The sequence below is a fragment of the Thalassotalea sediminis genome (assembly GCF_030295915.1).
In the GTDB taxonomy this organism is placed as follows: Bacteria; Pseudomonadota; Gammaproteobacteria; order Enterobacterales; family Alteromonadaceae; genus Thalassotalea_C; species Thalassotalea_C sediminis.
In genome coordinates this window covers 2,560,442-2,576,949 of sequence record NZ_AP027361.1, presented here as the reverse complement: position 1 = coordinate 2,576,949, position 16,508 = coordinate 2,560,442, and the positions used below count along the sequence as shown (strand labels likewise).

12 protein-coding genes are annotated in these 16,508 nt (G+C 37.5%); 7 read left to right on the top strand and 5 right to left on the bottom strand.

What is annotated here, in order from left to right; translation table 11 throughout:
• Positions 1-9: 9 nt before the first annotated feature.
• Positions 10-1,224 carry a helix-turn-helix domain-containing protein gene (locus tag QUE09_RS11810; protein ID WP_286232962.1) on the bottom strand — a complete coding sequence of 405 codons (1,215 nt, stop codon included), beginning with the start codon at positions 1,222-1,224 and terminating at the stop codon, positions 10-12.
• Positions 1,225-1,414: 190 nt separating this feature from the next.
• On the opposite strand from QUE09_RS11810, the gene QUE09_RS11805 reads away from it, so the two are divergent.
• Positions 1,415-2,797, top strand: coding sequence for a PDZ domain-containing protein (locus tag QUE09_RS11805; protein ID WP_286232961.1), 1,383 nt, complete (start codon positions 1,415-1,417; stop codon positions 2,795-2,797).
• 210 nt (positions 2,798-3,007) lie between these two features.
• On the opposite strand, the gene QUE09_RS11800 is transcribed toward QUE09_RS11805, so the two are convergent.
• Positions 3,008-3,730 carry a trypsin-like peptidase domain-containing protein gene (locus tag QUE09_RS11800; RefSeq protein ID WP_286232960.1) on the bottom strand — a complete coding sequence of 241 codons (723 nt, stop codon included), beginning with the start codon at positions 3,728-3,730 and terminating at the stop codon, positions 3,008-3,010.
• A 217-nt stretch (positions 3,731-3,947) separates the two neighbouring features.
• On the opposite strand from QUE09_RS11800, the gene QUE09_RS11795 reads away from it, so the two are divergent.
• Positions 3,948-5,237, top strand: a complete 1,290-nt coding sequence (locus QUE09_RS11795; protein WP_286232959.1) for a DUF885 family protein — start codon at positions 3,948-3,950, stop codon at positions 5,235-5,237.
• Between the two features lie 159 nt (positions 5,238-5,396).
• Here the strand turns inward: QUE09_RS11795 and QUE09_RS11790 are convergent, their stop codons facing one another.
• Together QUE09_RS11790 and QUE09_RS11785 are read right to left on the bottom strand one after the other, a co-directional pair.
• Positions 5,397-7,502: a putative bifunctional diguanylate cyclase/phosphodiesterase gene (locus QUE09_RS11790; RefSeq protein ID WP_286232958.1), complete on the bottom strand. Its 2,106-nt coding sequence runs from the start codon at positions 7,500-7,502 to the stop codon at positions 5,397-5,399.
• A 60-nt stretch (positions 7,503-7,562) separates the two neighbouring features.
• Entirely contained in the window at positions 7,563-9,107 is a 1,545-nt protein-coding gene (locus tag QUE09_RS11785) for a methyl-accepting chemotaxis protein (RefSeq protein WP_286232957.1), read from the bottom strand.
• A gap of 414 nt (positions 9,108-9,521) precedes the next feature.
• On the opposite strand from QUE09_RS11785, the gene QUE09_RS11780 reads away from it, so the two are divergent.
• Entirely contained in the window at positions 9,522-10,028 is a 507-nt protein-coding gene (locus tag QUE09_RS11780) for a hypothetical protein (RefSeq protein WP_286232956.1), read from the top strand.
• 20 nt (positions 10,029-10,048) lie between these two features.
• On the opposite strand, the gene QUE09_RS11775 is transcribed toward QUE09_RS11780, so the two are convergent.
• Positions 10,049-10,813, bottom strand: coding sequence for a substrate-binding periplasmic protein (locus tag QUE09_RS11775; RefSeq protein WP_286232955.1), 765 nt, complete (start codon positions 10,811-10,813; stop codon positions 10,049-10,051).
• 206 nt (positions 10,814-11,019) lie between these two features.
• On the opposite strand from QUE09_RS11775, the gene QUE09_RS11770 reads away from it, so the two are divergent.
• From QUE09_RS11770 to QUE09_RS11755, 4 genes are all read left to right on the top strand, one after another.
• Positions 11,020-11,634, top strand: a complete 615-nt coding sequence (locus QUE09_RS11770) for an energy transducer TonB (RefSeq protein ID WP_286232954.1) — start codon at positions 11,020-11,022, stop codon at positions 11,632-11,634.
• A gap of 4 nt (positions 11,635-11,638) precedes the next feature.
• The gene (locus QUE09_RS11765) at positions 11,639-12,202 is read left to right on the top strand and encodes an RNA polymerase sigma factor (RefSeq protein ID WP_286232953.1); all 564 of its coding nucleotides are present in this window, start codon (positions 11,639-11,641) and stop codon (positions 12,200-12,202) included.
• A complete protein-coding gene (locus tag QUE09_RS11760) occupies positions 12,195-12,905 on the top strand; it encodes a TonB family protein (RefSeq protein ID WP_286232952.1) in 711 nt (236 codons plus the stop codon). Before QUE09_RS11765 ends, QUE09_RS11760 begins: the two co-directional genes overlap by 8 nt.
• 80 nt (positions 12,906-12,985) lie before the next feature.
• Positions 12,986-16,471 (top strand): hybrid sensor histidine kinase/response regulator, encoded by a 3,486-nt coding sequence (locus QUE09_RS11755; RefSeq protein ID WP_286232951.1) that lies wholly within the window; start codon positions 12,986-12,988, stop codon positions 16,469-16,471.
• Positions 16,472-16,508: the final 37 nt, after the last annotated feature.

Below are 16,508 nucleotides of genomic sequence, written 5' to 3'. Positions count from 1 at the left end.
GTACCGTTACTAACCTGCCTGTTTAAATTGCTTTTTGTAGTGTGATGCAGTGCAATTCATTTGCTCTTTAAAGGCTTTATTAAAGGTGACACGGTTACTGAATCCCGATTCTAGTGCAATGCGTTCAATAGGCCATGCTAGCTTAGTATCTTCGAGCAAATCTGCGGCATGTTGAACACGAAAACCGTTCACTAGTTTGTAAAAATTGGTCTTCATATATTGGTTAATGACTTGTGAAATCGTGTGAGACTTTATCTCAAGAACTTGTGCAAGGTCGGTTAGGGCAAGCTTTTCATTTAAATATAATTGCTGTGATGTGAGCACCGTTTTAATTTGTTTTGCTATTTCACTAGCTGTGCTGTCTGGAAGCGCCGAGTGAATATATTTTACTTGGTTTCCATCGTTGTCTTGTATGCCCACTTGTTTATTTTGCGAGGTCTCTTCTGAAATATTTGAGATTTGTTGTTCTTCTTTGGTAAAAATAATACTGGGCTGCTTTAAGCCAACAAACCCCATTGCTAGTACAATAATGCTAATGAAGAGTAACCATGATTGACTCACTTGTCCTAGCGTTATGGCACTATAATATTGCTGAGCGATAAACAAGCTTACCCATAGTGCTTCCAGTAATATAAAGGCGATCACGAGTCCTTTTAATTGTATGATGATTTCGCCGCTGTTATCGCTTCTTAAGTTGTATAAAGTGCGACTAAACTTTTGCAAGCGCATCGTTGCCAGCGCCAGATAGGTTGTTAGATGTAATTTAATGCCAATAAGCAACAGTACTACTGGCAATGGATAATTTGCTTGGTATTTACTATCGCTAGCGATAACGTTATCCCACATGGCGATTTTTAGCTCTGCTGATCGAAACACATTAGCGCTGTTAAACAGCAACCAAAGAATAAGCCAAGGTGCAAAATGCAGTAACCATTGACCCCAAGTAAATGAGGGGAGTCCAGACATTTTACGAACATAGCCATAAAAAACAGGTCCAAGTAGCAATACCATGCCAGGCATCAAATCAAGTAAATGAGGAATATAACGATAAAAGCCGGAATAGGTTGCCCCACCTTCAAAGAGTTTATAAGCTAAAATCAGCATGACACCGGCTAACATGCGTCCAGCATTTCTAGGAGCACTGCGTTGCCATAATACTATGGCTATCATCAATGCGTGACTAAAGGCGACAAAGTAAATAACGCTAAGAACAGTTATATTCATGCTTCAGAGACGTGAAAATAAAATATTAATAAAGTGTGACTATTTTGATAAAGAAACATTCAAACCACAAGCAAGTTTATCTCATCAATAGGTGAATTTAGCGCGTATTCTGGTAAACCTAAAACAAGATTATCAACTATCGACAGGCTTTATATGAAAGTGATTGACTGAATGTAAACAGGAGTTATCTATGAAGACATGGGTTCAAGTTTTATTTTTAACGAGTTTAATCGCTTTTAGTCAATGCACACTTGCGAAAAATACTTTAAAAAGAACGAGCTTTTTAGGGTTGGTACCAGAAAGTTCGCAGGTAGGTGAGGCGGTAGTTGTTCGTCAACTGCATCCTCAAGGGACTGCACATGCACTGGGTTTAAAGGTGGGAGATAGATTAATTAGTCTTAATGGCAAGGCTATCGGTGATTTCTCTCAATTAGTTGCTGCACTTGGAAACATTAACGAAGGTGAAAATATTGCGCTTGGCATTGAGCGAGGTGCAGGATCTTTAACGCTTAATGCAAACGCTCAAGGAAGACCAAAAGAGCAAGGCCTAGGTTTTCGTGTTCGTTATGGCGAGCTTTCTTGGCAGCAAGAAAAAATACGTACTATTACCTATACTCCGGATAAACCACGGCAAGACAATGCAGCGGTTTTCTTTATACAAGGTTACACTTGTGGATCAATTGATTATGGCATGCTGCCAGATATAAGTTTAAACCAATTGCTTGGTCAATATGCCAATGCTGGATTTGCCGTGATGAAAATGGAAAAGCCAGGGGTAGGAGATAGTGAAGGCAAACTGGACTGTCAATTATACGATTTTGTGACTGAGAACAATGCATTTTTAGCAGGTTTAACACACTTAAAGGCAATGGCCGATGTTAATGCTGGCAATGTTTTTGTGTTTGGTCATTCTTTGGGTGTATTGCATGCAGCGATTATAGCCGAAAAAGGCTTAGCAAAAGGTGTGATAGGATATGGAGGTGTCGCTAAGCCTTGGATAGATTATTTACATGATATTTATCGAAAGCAATCGGTTTTATACTGGGGCGTGAGCGAAGAACAGGCTAAACGTAATGTTGAAATTATGTCACCATTTTTGACCAAGTGGCTTGCCTCAGATCTTCCTTGGCAAACGGTAGTGAATAGTAAAGCGGCTAAGCGGGTTATGGATGAGCAGTTAGTGACAATCAATGAAGAACAGATCATGGATCGTCACTATAGCTTTTTTCGCAGCGTTAATCGTTTCGATTTTGAGACGATATGGAAGAATGCTAGATCACATGCGTTAATGTTACATGGTCAATTTGACATTCAGGCAATTGAGGCTGACTGGGCATATAAGGTAGCTGCGCTTGTTAACAAAAAGCAAGGTATCACTGGGCAGGCTTTAACGTTTGAGCGCACTGAACATAGCTTACTTGCGTTTGCTAATAAGTCAGATTTAATGAAGTTTACGCAACGACAAGCCAGTAACTTAGGTACGTTTAATAAAAAAATTGCTTCATCATCAATATCGTGGATGAAAAAGATACTAAGCCATGAGTCACCGTTAGTTCGGCTCAGTAGATCTTGACGATCAAGGACGTTAAAAATATTTGCTGTAATATTTACGGATAATGCAACGTTTATGTTTTGGTCGATATAAGAAGGCAGTAACGCGAGTTTTTCGACGTCGCTACCATACATTTTTGCCACAAAGAAAATGGCTAGAAAGCACGCGATGCAAATAAAGGCAAACAACATTTTATTCTTCATCAAGTGCTTCCTATTTTATGTGATTAACTTACAGATCTGCCAGTATTGTTTTCAGGTACTTTAAATTAGCAGGTGCAAAATCAAAACCTTCTCCAGTGCTTGACTTCATTATATTAGATACGATACCCACGACTTGGCCCTGATTATCAAGAACAGGGCTACCACTTAAGCCACTGAGTTTATTGAAGGTCAGGTTCGGCATGGCAATACGTAAATTATTCGGCTCTGCAGATAGGAAAGTACCTGTATAAATATCTTGCTGACATGTTTCTTGATTAACATAGCTGCAACCATAGGCGGTCAGTGTTTCACCAGCAGGCACAGGGGTACTTCTCAAGGTCAGTATTGCAAGAGGAGATTTATTCTCGATCACTTCAAAAACTAGCCAGTCTTTTTCTAATATTTTCATGTTAATAGCTTCGTTACCATCGGCGTTTAACAGTTTGCCGAGTTTGACGTATTGATCAGGACTTTGATTAGGGTGAATACGCCAATCGCGAATGTGGTTTTTAATCGATACTGTCTTCATTTCAGGAGTTTTAGCTTCAAGTAAAGTGTGCTTCACCGTTACTGCATAGAGCTTGTTGTTATGTTTGAGTAAAAAACCATTACCAACAAAGTGTTTGTTGTTTGCGGCATTGTGGAATGTTAGTTTGTTAATGCCTGAATATTGTGTTGCGTGAGTAGGGCTTATCAGTAACGAATAGCTAAGTAAAGACGTGATAATTATATGTTTAAGATTGAATTGCATTGAATAAAGCGCTTGTTATTAAGTTAAGGTGCTATCTATTGTCGATAGCGCAGATAAAAATTTGATAAGCTCGATGTAAATTTACAGTGAAAGGTCTAATTTAATCGGTATTTTTGTCTTTTTCGATAACCCCGATTAAGGTTTACATGTGCTTTAAGGCAGCCATTAAAATCTGTTTACCTGAGTGTTAGTGTTGAGTATCAAGGTCTTGTTATTGATGAAATGGATCATATTATTGGTTAGTGTTTGTGTTTTTAGCGTATTAACCGAGGCACAAGCATTGCCTTTAAAGGAGAGTGTTGCTAACTCGCTTCATCGAGCACAATTGCTTTATAGACAGTTGAATGCTATCCAACCACAGCTGGATTTTGCGCCTATTTGGCGACGTTGGCATGAACGCCGAGTTCATGATACTCGGGTGCCGCTTGAAAACCTCCAATTGCTCATCAATAGATTAAGTGAGCAACAGAATCAATTGACTGTGTGTCAACAAGCGGCTGTGGATGAATTAACGTTTCAGCTTGCGTTATTGCAAGAGCGAAATAGACTCATCGAACAACTACCGCACGATGCTGTAGAGTATTCTTCAAGTTTTTATCAATTACCAAATGGTCGAGCTTGGTATAAACATTGGCTAAAATCTTGGTTGCGTCATGATGTGAGTATTAAACAACTACAAACCATGGCGAAAAAAGAGCTACAAGCAGTTGATGTACGAAGAGAAGCTTTAGATAAATTGTCGCTAGCTAAAAATCACGAGAGTTACTCAATTAAGGATAAAAGTAAGATTGTATCGGCGTTTGAACAACGAGAAAAAACGGTATATCAGTATTTATCAACATTTGTTACTGGTAACTTTAAAGCACCAAAACTTCGTATTGAACAATCAAGTTTACCTAAAAGTTTTCCGGCACCGGGTATATATAACCCGGCTAATCAAACGTTTTTGTATCACTTACAAACGGATCTGTTGCCAATAGCGCATATGGATTGGTTGCTTTTACATGAGGCTGTGCCAGGTCATCACTATCAAAGCCAATTTTCATTACATCAATCTAACTGTTCGTCTTTGAATGGTGAAGTGGGGGCTAATGTCTTTAGCGAAGGCTGGGCTGCTTATGTTGAACAATTTGGTGCTGATTTGGGATTATTCACCGATAAATCAAGTGCGGCTTATGCGCTTGATTGGCAAGCGTTAAGAGCGGTTCGCGTGTTATTGGATATTGGTATTCATTTTTATGGCTGGACAGACGAGCAGGCAGAACAAGAGTGGATGAAACATATACCTGAGCAGCGGGCCATTATGGCAAGAGAAATTAATCGAATTAGAACTTGGCCGGTTCAAGTGATCTCTTATGTTTATGGTAAAGCGGTAATAGAACAAATTGCTCAACGCATGAAAGCAAATAATCCTGAATTATCAATGGCTGAGGTTCATCGCAAGATATTGCAATTACATACAGGGGTATTTACTCAAAAGCCTAGTGTTTATGAACAGACGGATTAGACACTTATGCACTCGATACAGTTGTTACATTTATTCGAATGTTACGTTGTTTTCTAAATGATAGTGTATTTAGAGGTTATGTATCGAAGGACTACTGTATGCTGATAATCGCATGTTAGGTGAGAATCAGTTCATCACTAAGGCCCTAGACTCAAAAGGCTATGTACTAAGTTTTACGCCAATACTACTTTCATTAAAATGTTTAATGAATACTCTAAAGTCATTTTCATTTAGTGGTGGTGCAATAAAATAACCTTGTGCAATGTCACAGTTATACTCACACAGCAAGTTATATTGTTGTATTGTTTCTACACCTTCCGCGATAACGATTAGTTTTAATTTATGGGCTAGTTTAATTATTGACGCCAGTACTGTTTTTCCTTGATTATTCTCAATATTATCGAGGAACGATTTATCCAACTTGATAATGTCTATTGACAGTTTAGTGAGGTAACTTAGTGAAGAGAAGCCGGTACCAAAATCGTCAATGGCTATTTTGATCCCTTGCTTACGTAGATTTTTTAATGTGTTTTGTACAAATGTAAAATTCTTGATTAAATTTGACTCTGTGATCTCAATAACAATGTTAGATGTTGATAAGTTGAGTGAATGAAGTGCAGTGATAAAATCATTAACAAAGGTTGTACCACATAGTTCTTGGACAGAAATATTAACCGAAGCCTTTATTTCTTCAGGTAAACTATTAAAAAATCGACAATTATGTTTCAGTAAGTTGCTTGATAACGTTTTTATTTGGTTAGACTTTTCTGCCATTGCAATGAATATATTTGGGGGAATATTTTTATGATCATTGTTAATCCACCTCGCAAGTGCTTCACAGCCCACAATTTTGCCTGTTTTTAAATCTACTTGAGGTTGATAGTGTGAAAAAATTGCATCATTACTAATTGCCACTGCTAATTCGGATTCAATTTTGTGGTACTGATGGAAGCGATCACCCAGCGTTTCATTATAATAAATATATTGGTTGCCACCTTTACTTTTTGCTCGGTACATTGCAATGTCGGCATTAGAAATAAGACTTTTGGTATTTTGAGCTGTTTTCGGGTAGTTACTTAGTCCGATACTGAGTTTTATGTAGTAGGCCTCGTCATTTATCATGATTGGTAACGACATTCGTTGATAAAGCGTATTGAGTAAATTATTCACACTTGTTTCTGTATGCTCGGCATTGAAAATAATTAAAAACTCGTCACCGCTCATTCTGCCAATTACATCATTTTTATTAAGCAATAAGGAAATAGTAGAGATAGTAGTTTTTAATACCTTATCGCCAAATTGATGACCTCGCGTATCATTGATTGCTTTAAAGTTATCTAAATCGACAAATGCTACATAAAACCCTTTTGATGTGTCTGTCGTTGATAGCTCGGTGATTTTTGCTCTTAATATTTCGAGCAGTGTTGTTCGGTTGGGGAAGCTCGTTAGACAATCATAATAGGCTAGCCTTTGTAGCTCTTTTTCATAGTTTATTTTTTCCGTACAATCAGAAAAAATAGCGATATAACCTTGTATTACGTTATTGTCACAGTAAATGGCATTAATTTTTAAATCTTTGGGTATTAAATGTCCTTTATTATGTCTATCCCAAATTTGTCCATGCCATTTGCCTGTTTTATTAAGTGTTGTCCATAAGGCTTGGTAAAACTCATTATCATGTTGACCAGATTTCATAAAACCAGCTTTTTGACCAATGGCTTGTTGTTTTGAGTAGCCCGTTATTTTTTCAAAAGCAGGGTTTACGTCTACAATGATATTTTTGCTATTAGTTACCATGATTGCATCACTGGTTTCATTGTAAATCAGCCCTGATATTTCAAGCGTTTTATCAAGTTGTTTATCTTGTGCAATATCGCGCCAAAATACGTGAATATAATCTTTGTTTAAGTGATGTAACTTGGTTAAGCAAACTTCAACAGGAAACTCTTCACCGGTTTTATTACGATGAACCCAGGTAAAACGATGGCTACCTTTTTGATACGCTGTTTTTAACATTGCCTCAGCCTTATCAACTGATAGTTGGCCACAAGGTTGTCTTGTAGGAGAAATTTCAGCAGGGTGCGCAGTATAAATTTGATCTTTATTTTCTAACTTTAGTTTTTTAATTGTTGCAACATTACAGTACACAAATTTATTGTCTTTAATAAGCAACATTGCATCTTCACTTTGCTCAAATAGTGATTGATATAAGTCTCCAGAGTGCCCAAAAATGCTGCTGTCTTTGAATATGTTTTCTGCTTCCATTTGTTACCGATATCCTATTGCTTAACTCGTACTTTGAGAGAGGTGATTCCTTGGTTGGTTTTATAATTTGAATTGGTTTATTAAGTTCTGTTGTTCTGTTAATTGATCGAGTAAGTAGTTACTTAGTTTAACTGACTCATTGCCATGCAATTCACTTTCTGAAGACATATCCGAGATAGATGTCACATTTTGATTAACATCTTCAGCAGCTGCTGATTGTTGAGTAATAGCGGCTGCTATTTGTTCGCTGATGGCAACGAGATCATGAACTTCTTGTGAGATCTGCTGTAATGACACACCGGTTTTTTCGGACAAACTGACACAGTTCTGAGAGAGTTGATTGCCCTCATTCATTGCGTGTAAAGCAATGTCTGATTCTTTTTGTAGTTGGTCAAGTAAGGTGTTTATTTCTTCCGTTGATTGTTGCGTACGTTTTGCTAATGCTCTAACTTCTTCAGCAACAACAGCAAAGCCTCGACCTTGTTCTCCCGCTCGTGCTGCTTCAATTGCTGCGTTAAGAGCTAATAAATTAGTTTGATCTGCAATACTGCTAATTTCATTTGAAATACTTTCAATAGATCGGCAACCGACAGTTAGCTTGTTAATTGCTTGGTCTACCTGCGCTAATTGGTTAGATAGTTGGTTTATTGCCTCAGTTGCTTTATCAACGTGTAATCTTCCTTGGTTACTAATATTAAGCCCTTGTTGAGTGACTTTAGCTGCTTCTTTAACCGTAAACGTAATATCCTTTACCGTCGTCGACATTTCATTGGCGGCAGTTGCCACTTGCGCGGTTTCAGACTTTTGGTTACTGAGTATCGTGGCAATATTTTGTCCACGCTGAGACGATTGATGAGCGATTTCTGTAATGCTTGAAGAAATATCACATACGCGTCCGACAATAGCATTTAGCTCTAGTTGTCGTTTCTCTAGTGCAACCTCAATGGTACCAATCAAGTCGTTGTTACCTGCATACAGATATGTCATGAGTGGGTTGTCATATATCTTTTTTGCTTTGTCCGCTACTTTTTTATATGTACGTTGCCATTGTGTATAAAGGAGTGTCGAACAAAAGGCAACAACACAAAGCGTCATAGCAATAATATCTGTGCCTGTCGAAATAACATTGATGATTGTTAGTAACAATATTGCGATAAAACATCCGTGAAACCATATGCTTTTATCGGTTGTTTTTGTGAGTTTCTTTGGCGCTTTTCCTTGATTTAGTTGCGCATATGCCTGTTCTGCTCGTTTAACAACATCTCTATCAGGACACGTGCGTACAGATTGATATTCCTTTACCTTGCCATTGTTATCTTTTATTGGTGTTACAAAGGCATTAACCCAGTAGTAATCGCCATTTTTACACTTGTTTTTGACCGGCCCCATCCATGATTTACCGGATTTTAAATGTTGCCATAGGTTTGCAAAGGCTGCTTTTGGCATATCGGGGTGGCGCACCATATTGTGTGGTTGACCAACCATCTCCTCTAAGCTATAGCCTGCAATGTTACAGAAATTATCATTTGCGTATTTTATATGGCTATTTAAATCGGTCGTTGATAGTAAAATTTCAGATTGTGAGAACACCTGCTCTTTGTTCATGTACACTCCGTCGCATTTATTATTTCTTTTATTATTTGTTTATTTTTTATAACGAGATACAGCCAATAATCCGCTTTTTTTTGCGAATAATTATTGAACACCTATAACCCTACAATTTGTAAGGTAATAAGGCAACATTTATATTGATTATTGCTTAAATATGATAATAAAGTATTACGAATTTATTTTTAGTTACTGATTTTTAAAGTTATATTTTTTTGTGGTGAGTGTAAGGATGATGTTTTTATCAAGAGGTTATGGAATAAATTGCGATATGGTTAACATTTTTTAAATAGGAATTGGTTTAACTTTACGTTGTTAAGATTAGCCAGTGAATGTTTCTTTTGATAATTAGTTGCACGAAACTGCGCTAAACGTAATAGTATCGATATGTTTAGTTTTTGGGCTATCTTTATGCATAACTTTACGTTACTTATTATTCTACTGGTTTCGCCATTTGTCATGGCAGAAAAGTTTATTGGTCAATGGTATGTCGATAATAAGCAGACGTACTTAACAGCTCACACGCGCGATGGTGATAGTCAGTTACATCTTGAAGCACGTAACGGAAAAGTCACGAAAGTAAAGTTGGTATTACCGAATTTCGCCCATTTTGGGCAGGAAGGCGCTGTGTTTCAATACAGCTCTCCAACCTATGGCTTAATTAGAACGACTTCATATTTAGTGAAAGGGGAGCAAGTAATATTGACTGAACCTTTTGAAGTGCACTCTTTCGTTGAAAACTTATTGGATATTTCAACGCACCTTATGTTTAATCAAGACAATTTAGGAAATTCATTTAAAGATCGAAAAATAACGATTTCTTATCTTGACGGTGCAAAACGGCCTAAATGGCGTCATGCAAAGTTCTCGACAATTGAAATTGACGAAGTATTAGCGTCGTTAAAGGTTGAGGTATAGCGCTTGGTATTTATAAAGACTTAGCGTCGCATTGCCCATAAGTTTTTAGCGCTGTCATCAAAATATTTTTCAGTAATTTTTTTAAAGGCTCGCTGTTGTTTTAGCTGCTTTACATTCTCTGCAAGTTGTTTTTTTATTTTTTCATCAACATTGTTGTTGCACACTAAATATAACTTGCCAGTAGAGTACACTATGGGCTTTGCAAATGATGATAGTTGAATATCTTTTTGTTTCGCAAGGTAGAGAATGGTTGGAATTGCACCGGCAATACCATCTACCGTGTTATGTTTAAACATCTCTAAGGCGTTTTTATAACGGGGCGGGTATATTTTTTTTAATGATGGGTTTTGATCAAACTCTTTGCTTATTTTTAACCCCAACGGTACTGCAATAGTCAACGACGATAAGTTTTTTCTCGAGATGTCGTTTGTCGTTTTTTTGACTACTACGCCTGCATTTAGGTAGATATTGATAGGCGCGACCAATGTAAACTTCTCTATATAGTCATAGGTATTAACGATCAATGAACAAGTTGGTTTATTGGAATGCAAATAGTTAGTCAGTCGTTTAACTGGCAATAATTGGTGCTCTGCATTAACTTCTACGCCTTGACGAATTAGTTCTAACATTTCATAGAGCATGCCAGATTTTTTATGCGGTGACTTCGTAAAACCGTATGGTAATTGTTCCATCGTAGCAAAAGTCAATTCACTGTCTTGAGCAAAAGCTAGGTGTACGTTTAATAGCAGTGCTGAAAGGGTAAGCTTTAGTGTAATACTTTTCACTAGAAAGTGATGCTCCAAGTGCCTGTTAATATTTTTTATAGAGCTACAGCATAACAAAATAATCGCTTAAAAGGTCAGTATAGCCATAAATAAATAATAAATTTAACCCCTTTTTTCCCCTTCAATCGTTTTATTACTAAGTAAGGATGAATTGCTTACCAATGTGTGATCACACCTCTTTATTGAATAACAAATGAGGAAACATTATGACTAGATCTTTAACGATAATAGTATTTGCAGGTATTATTACCATCGGGTTATTTGCTTTTATGGCTTATTTAATTAAGCAAGATAAGGTGGCTAAGATTGATATTCCAGATCCGATAACCGTTCAGGTTTATGACGTACCTAAAGATAGTAAGGTTAAATCAATTACTAGACGTCAATTTCAACCACCTGAACCGCCACCTGCAATGACGACGACGAAGTCTACGCTAGAGCCCGCAGAGTCATTGAGCCACTTTGAGTTTGAAGCGACTGGCTTAAACCTTGAAAATAAAAGGGCAAACTTTAATTTAAATGGTCAGCTTGCCAACCAAGAGGCTAGACCAATAATTAGATCTAATCCTCGGTATCCGAGAGAAGCATTGCAACGAGGTCTTGAAGGTTGGGTTAGATTAGCTTTTGATATTAATAGCATAGGTGAAGTGATTAATATTCAAGTTATTGACTCACAACCGAAACGTGTATTTGACAAAGCAGCTAAACAAGCATTAAAAAAATGGAAATATAAAGCGAAGTCTATCGATGGTAAAGCGATTATTCAGACGGGATTTACCGTTCAATTAGACTTTAACATGCAGCAAAGAAATATAGGATAGCCAATTGAAGTTACCTTCAATGATTAAAGGGTGGATGATAACATCATCCACCCCAGAGGCGTTATTGAAACGATACTTAACAACGAGAGATAATAAGTTTCTTGCGCTGTTGATCAAACAATTCAATCACTCTTTGTATCACTATTTATTAACTCTGTCAGACAAAGAACTCGCAGAAGATGTAGTGCAAATAACGTGGCTTAAAGTACTAAACATTAAGAACACTAGTCATGAACATACTAACGTTAGGGCTTGGTTGTATACGATTGCTAGAAATACGTTGTTCGATGAATTACGAAAAACACAACGTTGGCACTATGTTGTTTTAGATGAAACGCAACACGCGTCAACCAATGCGTTAACTGAAAAAGATGATCGATTGGCAGCCTTTAATTCCGCATTAATGCACTTACCCTTTTATCAACGAGAAGCGTTTATATTTCAGCAAGAAGGCTTTTCCATATTAGAAATTGCAGAAATGACGAATGAAAGTTTTGAAACGATAAAAAGCCGTTTAAGGTATGCAAGAAAACAGCTTAAAACAATCTTAGGAAAAGATCATGAATGATGATTTTGATAAAGAGTTGAATTCGCTTTATCAACAACGTAAAGCACAGATAGATGCTCCTTCAATAAAGCTACCTAATGAAACGTTTAAAAAACGTGTTTCTGTTTTTAAACCGTTGGCAATATTACTCTGTGGCGGTGTATCGTCTTTTGGTATTTTTGCGTTAATGTCACATTTAGCTAAAACGCCAACGCCTGTTACCGTTGAGCCGAAAATAAGTCATCAGGTGGTTGTGTTACCAGATGTTATTGTTGATGAAAGTAAAGACGATACGGTTATAAAGAGTGTGGCGTTACCTGAAAAAACTCTTGTCGCAACGCAACCAAACGTTAATGGTTATAAGCCTCCTCAGATTGAAAAGGTCAAACCCTCTATTGATAGCAACGTAACCTTTGATGGTACCAACACCGTTCATTTACCTGATATTGATTTACCACAAACGAGTATAACTCCTATATTAAAGATATTACCTGATTACCCAGCGGCGCTTTTAGCCAAGAAGCAAACAGGTATGGTAAAAATGCGTTACAAAGTCGCTGAAGATGGACGTGTTATTAATATCGAGATTATGGAACAAACAGGGGATAGACAGTTTAGACGTGCCGCCAAAAAAGCCTTGAGTGCCTGGCAATATGATAAGGACTTAACCATAAACGAAACGCTTGAAGTGGTATTTGAGTTTCAATTAGATGCAAAGAAATAGACGTGTATGACTTAAGCACTATTCGCAATTTCAGACAGATAGATTAGTATGGCTCACACAATAATAAAAAATTGTCTGATATGCTGCCGATTTCTGTTTTAGTTTTATTAAGCTTTTTCTATCTGATTTTACTGTTTACCATTGCCTTTGTTGGTGATAAATACACAATATCAAAAAAAGTTAAGCCGGTTGTTTATAGTCTAGGGTTAGGTGTTTACTGCACCTCTTGGGCATTTTATGGTGTAACCGGGCAATCAGCGGAAACGGGTTGGTGGTTTACGCCAACATATACTGGCGCTATATTGGTGTTTATTTTTGCTTGGCCTTTAGTACTTAAAGTCGCGCATATTTGCCGTGAACAGTCGTTAACTTCTTTAGCCGATTTTATTTCATCTCGTTATGGTAAATCTTCAAAACTAGCAGGGCTCATTACCGTAACGGCCGTATTTGCCATCATCCCTTATATTGCTTTGCAATTACGAGCGATCACAAGTAGCTTTAATGAGGTGATTAATTACCCTAATGAGCAATCACCTGTCGATGTAACATTGTTATTTACCGTTACTTTAGCTGTGTTTGCCATCTTGTTTGGTACTAGGCGAATTCGTCCTTCAGAGCATAATCCAGGGTTATTATTAGCCATTGCGTTTGAATCAATTATCAAACTTATTACTTTTCTTGCTATTGGATTTTTTGTCTGCTTTTTTATGTTTGATGGTATGTCAGACCTCTTTCAGCAAGCAAATCAACATGCTGCCGTGCAGGAAATTAGCTCCCCACCGAGTTATGTTTACCTTACCCAGACGTTGCTTGGCGTGTTAATGATGTTTTGTTTACCTCGTCAGTTTCATATGACGTTTATTGAACTTGATGACAAAAAAGCCTTGAATCATGCCCGTTGGCTTTTTCCTATTTACATGATTTTAATTAATATCTTTGCACTACCTATTGCTTATGCTGGGTTGATAATATTTGACGGTGTTGCTGTTGGCTCTGATAGTTTTATGTTGCAATTGCCTATTTATGCTGATAACCAGTTGATGACGTTAATCTCTTTTCTTGGTGGTTTTTCTGCTGCAACCAGTATGGTTATTGTCGCTACGATCGTGTTAAGTATTATGATTTCGAATGATCTGATCACGCCTAAGTTGCTAAACCGTGAGGTTTATTCCAGCCAAGTACAAAAGCTCAGTCCAAATAAATTACTCTTGATACGACGTATCGCCATCGTGGTGATTTTATTAGCGGCTTATGCTTATTATCAGGTGACCTCAAATTCTGAACTATTAGCGGTAACAGGGTTAATGTCGATGTCACTTGTTGCCCAATTTTCACCTGCATTATTGCTTGGGTTAGTTTGGCGAAAAGCGAATGAAAAAGCGGCGTATCGCAGTATTATTATTGGTACGCTATTTTGGGCTTATACACTGCTTTTACCATCGCTTCATAACAGCTTAATTAATATAGAGTCACTATTGAATGAGGGGTTTTTAGGTGTCGAATGGTTAAGACCAACGATGATGTTTGGCTTAGAGTTAGAGTTTATTTCTCATGGTGTGATTATCAGCTTATTGTCGAGTTTTATCGTGTTTATCTATTATTCGATTACCGAAACGCCTGAGATAACTGAACAGTTGCAAGCGGTTAACTTTATTCAACCAGAAGAGTCCCAACGACATACTCAATATGACAGCTCCGCGTTAACAATCAGAGATTTACATAGTTTAGTTGCTCGTTTTTTTGGTGCTGGTGTTGCAGATCAACTCATTGATGAATATTTTAAGCAACAAGCGTTTAATTGGGAACATGTAGCGCCAGTGGCATTAGAACAAAATGCTGAGCAAGAACTCGCGGGGGTTATCGGTGGTGCATCTGCTAAATTACTTTTTGATTCTGCAAAACGTAGGCGTAGCGCGCTGTTAAATGATGTGGTTGATATTGTTGATGAAGCAAGTGAATTACTGCGCTTTAACCGTTCTTTATTGCAAGCTACGATTCAAAATGTTGAACAAGGTATTTCCGTAGTTGATAAAGAATTGCGTGTAGTGGCGTGGAATAGACGTTATATCGAAATGTTTGATTATCCTGAAAAAGAAATTTTTGTCGGCAGGCCAGTAGAAGAGGTTTTACAATTTAATGCTAATCGTGGTTTGTTTAATACCGATGATAGTGAAGAGGAAATTAAAAAGCGTATTGCCTATTTAAAACAAGGAAAGTCATATCGTTTCCAACGTGTCCAACAAAATGGAAAAGTGTATGAAATGACAGGAAATCCACTACCAGGAGGCGGCTTTGTTACCACTTATGCCGATATTACCGAATTTGTAAATACACAAAAAGCGCTTGAAGAAGTGAATGTGCATTTGGAATCTCGTGTTGAAAAACGTACGCACGACTTACAACAGGTAAATTTACATTTACAAGCAGCAAAACAAGAAGCCGAACAGGCAAATATTAATAAAACACGATACTTTGCTGCTTTAAGTCATGATCTACTGCAACCTTTTAATGCCGCAAGTTTATTTTCTTCGATCCTTACCGAAAAAGCAGGAGAGGAGACGACCGATAAAGCGATACTAAAAGAGCTTAGTGAGAATATTCATAATTCACTTACCAATGCTGAACAACTCTTAAGCTCTATTTTGGAACTGACTAAGCTAGACGCGGGGAGCACTAAGCCGTATTTAGAAGACTTTACTATAGAGAGTTTTATTAAACCCATTGCTGATGAGTTTAGTTATATTGCGAAAAATAAAGGGATAGCGTTCGAACAACATATCGACAATTGTGCAACACGCTCAGATAAAGCGTTACTACGACGTGTGCTGCAAAATCTTTTAGCGAATGCTATTCGCTATACTGAACAAGGCAAAATATCGTTATCAGTTTATCAATCAGAACAAAAGGTGATTATCGATATTACCGATACAGGCGTCGGGATAAAGGCGACAGATCAACAACGAATTTTTAATGATTTTGAACAAATTGAAGATGCACAAGGTAATAAGCATCATACAGGCTTAGGGCTTGGTTTAGCGATAACATCACGGATTTGTAAGATTTTAGGGATCCCATTAACGCTTACCTCTGAGCTTGCACAAGGTAGTTGTTTTACTTTGTCGCTCCCAGTTATTAACATGCAACACAGTCGCGTAGTTGAAAAACACCCCGTGATAAATCGAAACAAACGAGATTTGGCAGGCTTAAAGGTATTAGTTATTGATAACGACACTTCTGTACTCGCAGCAATGCAACAACGCCTTTCTGAGTGGGGGTGTCAGGTTTACACCGCATGTGATCAACAAGAAGCTCTGGTTGCATGTGAGCAACAACTACCCGAAATTATTATTGCCGATTATCATTTAGATCATGGAAAAACAGGAATAGAAGCCTCTGTTTTACTGCGAGAGCAACTGCAACAGGATATTCCTGTCATTATTAATTCGGCAGATCATTCTGAGGAACTTCATGAACAAGTCGTTGAGAATAACTTTATTTTTATTCATAAACCGGTCAAGCCAGCAGCACTAAAACGCACCATTAAATCGTTAATGAAAACGGCGTAGTACGAGCATAGCGTTAGATATAAACAATTTTAATGAA

Coding starts and splice junctions, on each gene's coding strand:
- QUE09_RS11800 (WP_286232960.1), bottom strand. CDS start 3,730: ATGCAATTCAATCTTAAACATATAATTATCACGTCTTTACTTAGCTAT.
- QUE09_RS11790 (WP_286232958.1), bottom strand. CDS start 7,502: ATGGAAGCAGAAAACATATTCAAAGACAGCAGCATTTTTGGGCACTCT.
- QUE09_RS11795 (WP_286232959.1), top strand. CDS start 3,948: ATGAAATGGATCATATTATTGGTTAGTGTTTGTGTTTTTAGCGTATTA.
- QUE09_RS11760 (WP_286232952.1), top strand. CDS start 12,195: ATGAATGATGATTTTGATAAAGAGTTGAATTCGCTTTATCAACAACGT.
- QUE09_RS11755 (WP_286232951.1), top strand. CDS start 12,986: ATGCTGCCGATTTCTGTTTTAGTTTTATTAAGCTTTTTCTATCTGATT.
- QUE09_RS11810 (WP_286232962.1), bottom strand. CDS start 1,224: ATGAATATAACTGTTCTTAGCGTTATTTACTTTGTCGCCTTTAGTCAC.
- QUE09_RS11785 (WP_286232957.1), bottom strand. CDS start 9,107: ATGAACAAAGAGCAGGTGTTCTCACAATCTGAAATTTTACTATCAACG.
- QUE09_RS11805 (WP_286232961.1), top strand. CDS start 1,415: ATGAAGACATGGGTTCAAGTTTTATTTTTAACGAGTTTAATCGCTTTT.
- QUE09_RS11770 (WP_286232954.1), top strand. CDS start 11,020: ATGACTAGATCTTTAACGATAATAGTATTTGCAGGTATTATTACCATC.
- QUE09_RS11780 (WP_286232956.1), top strand. CDS start 9,522: ATGCATAACTTTACGTTACTTATTATTCTACTGGTTTCGCCATTTGTC.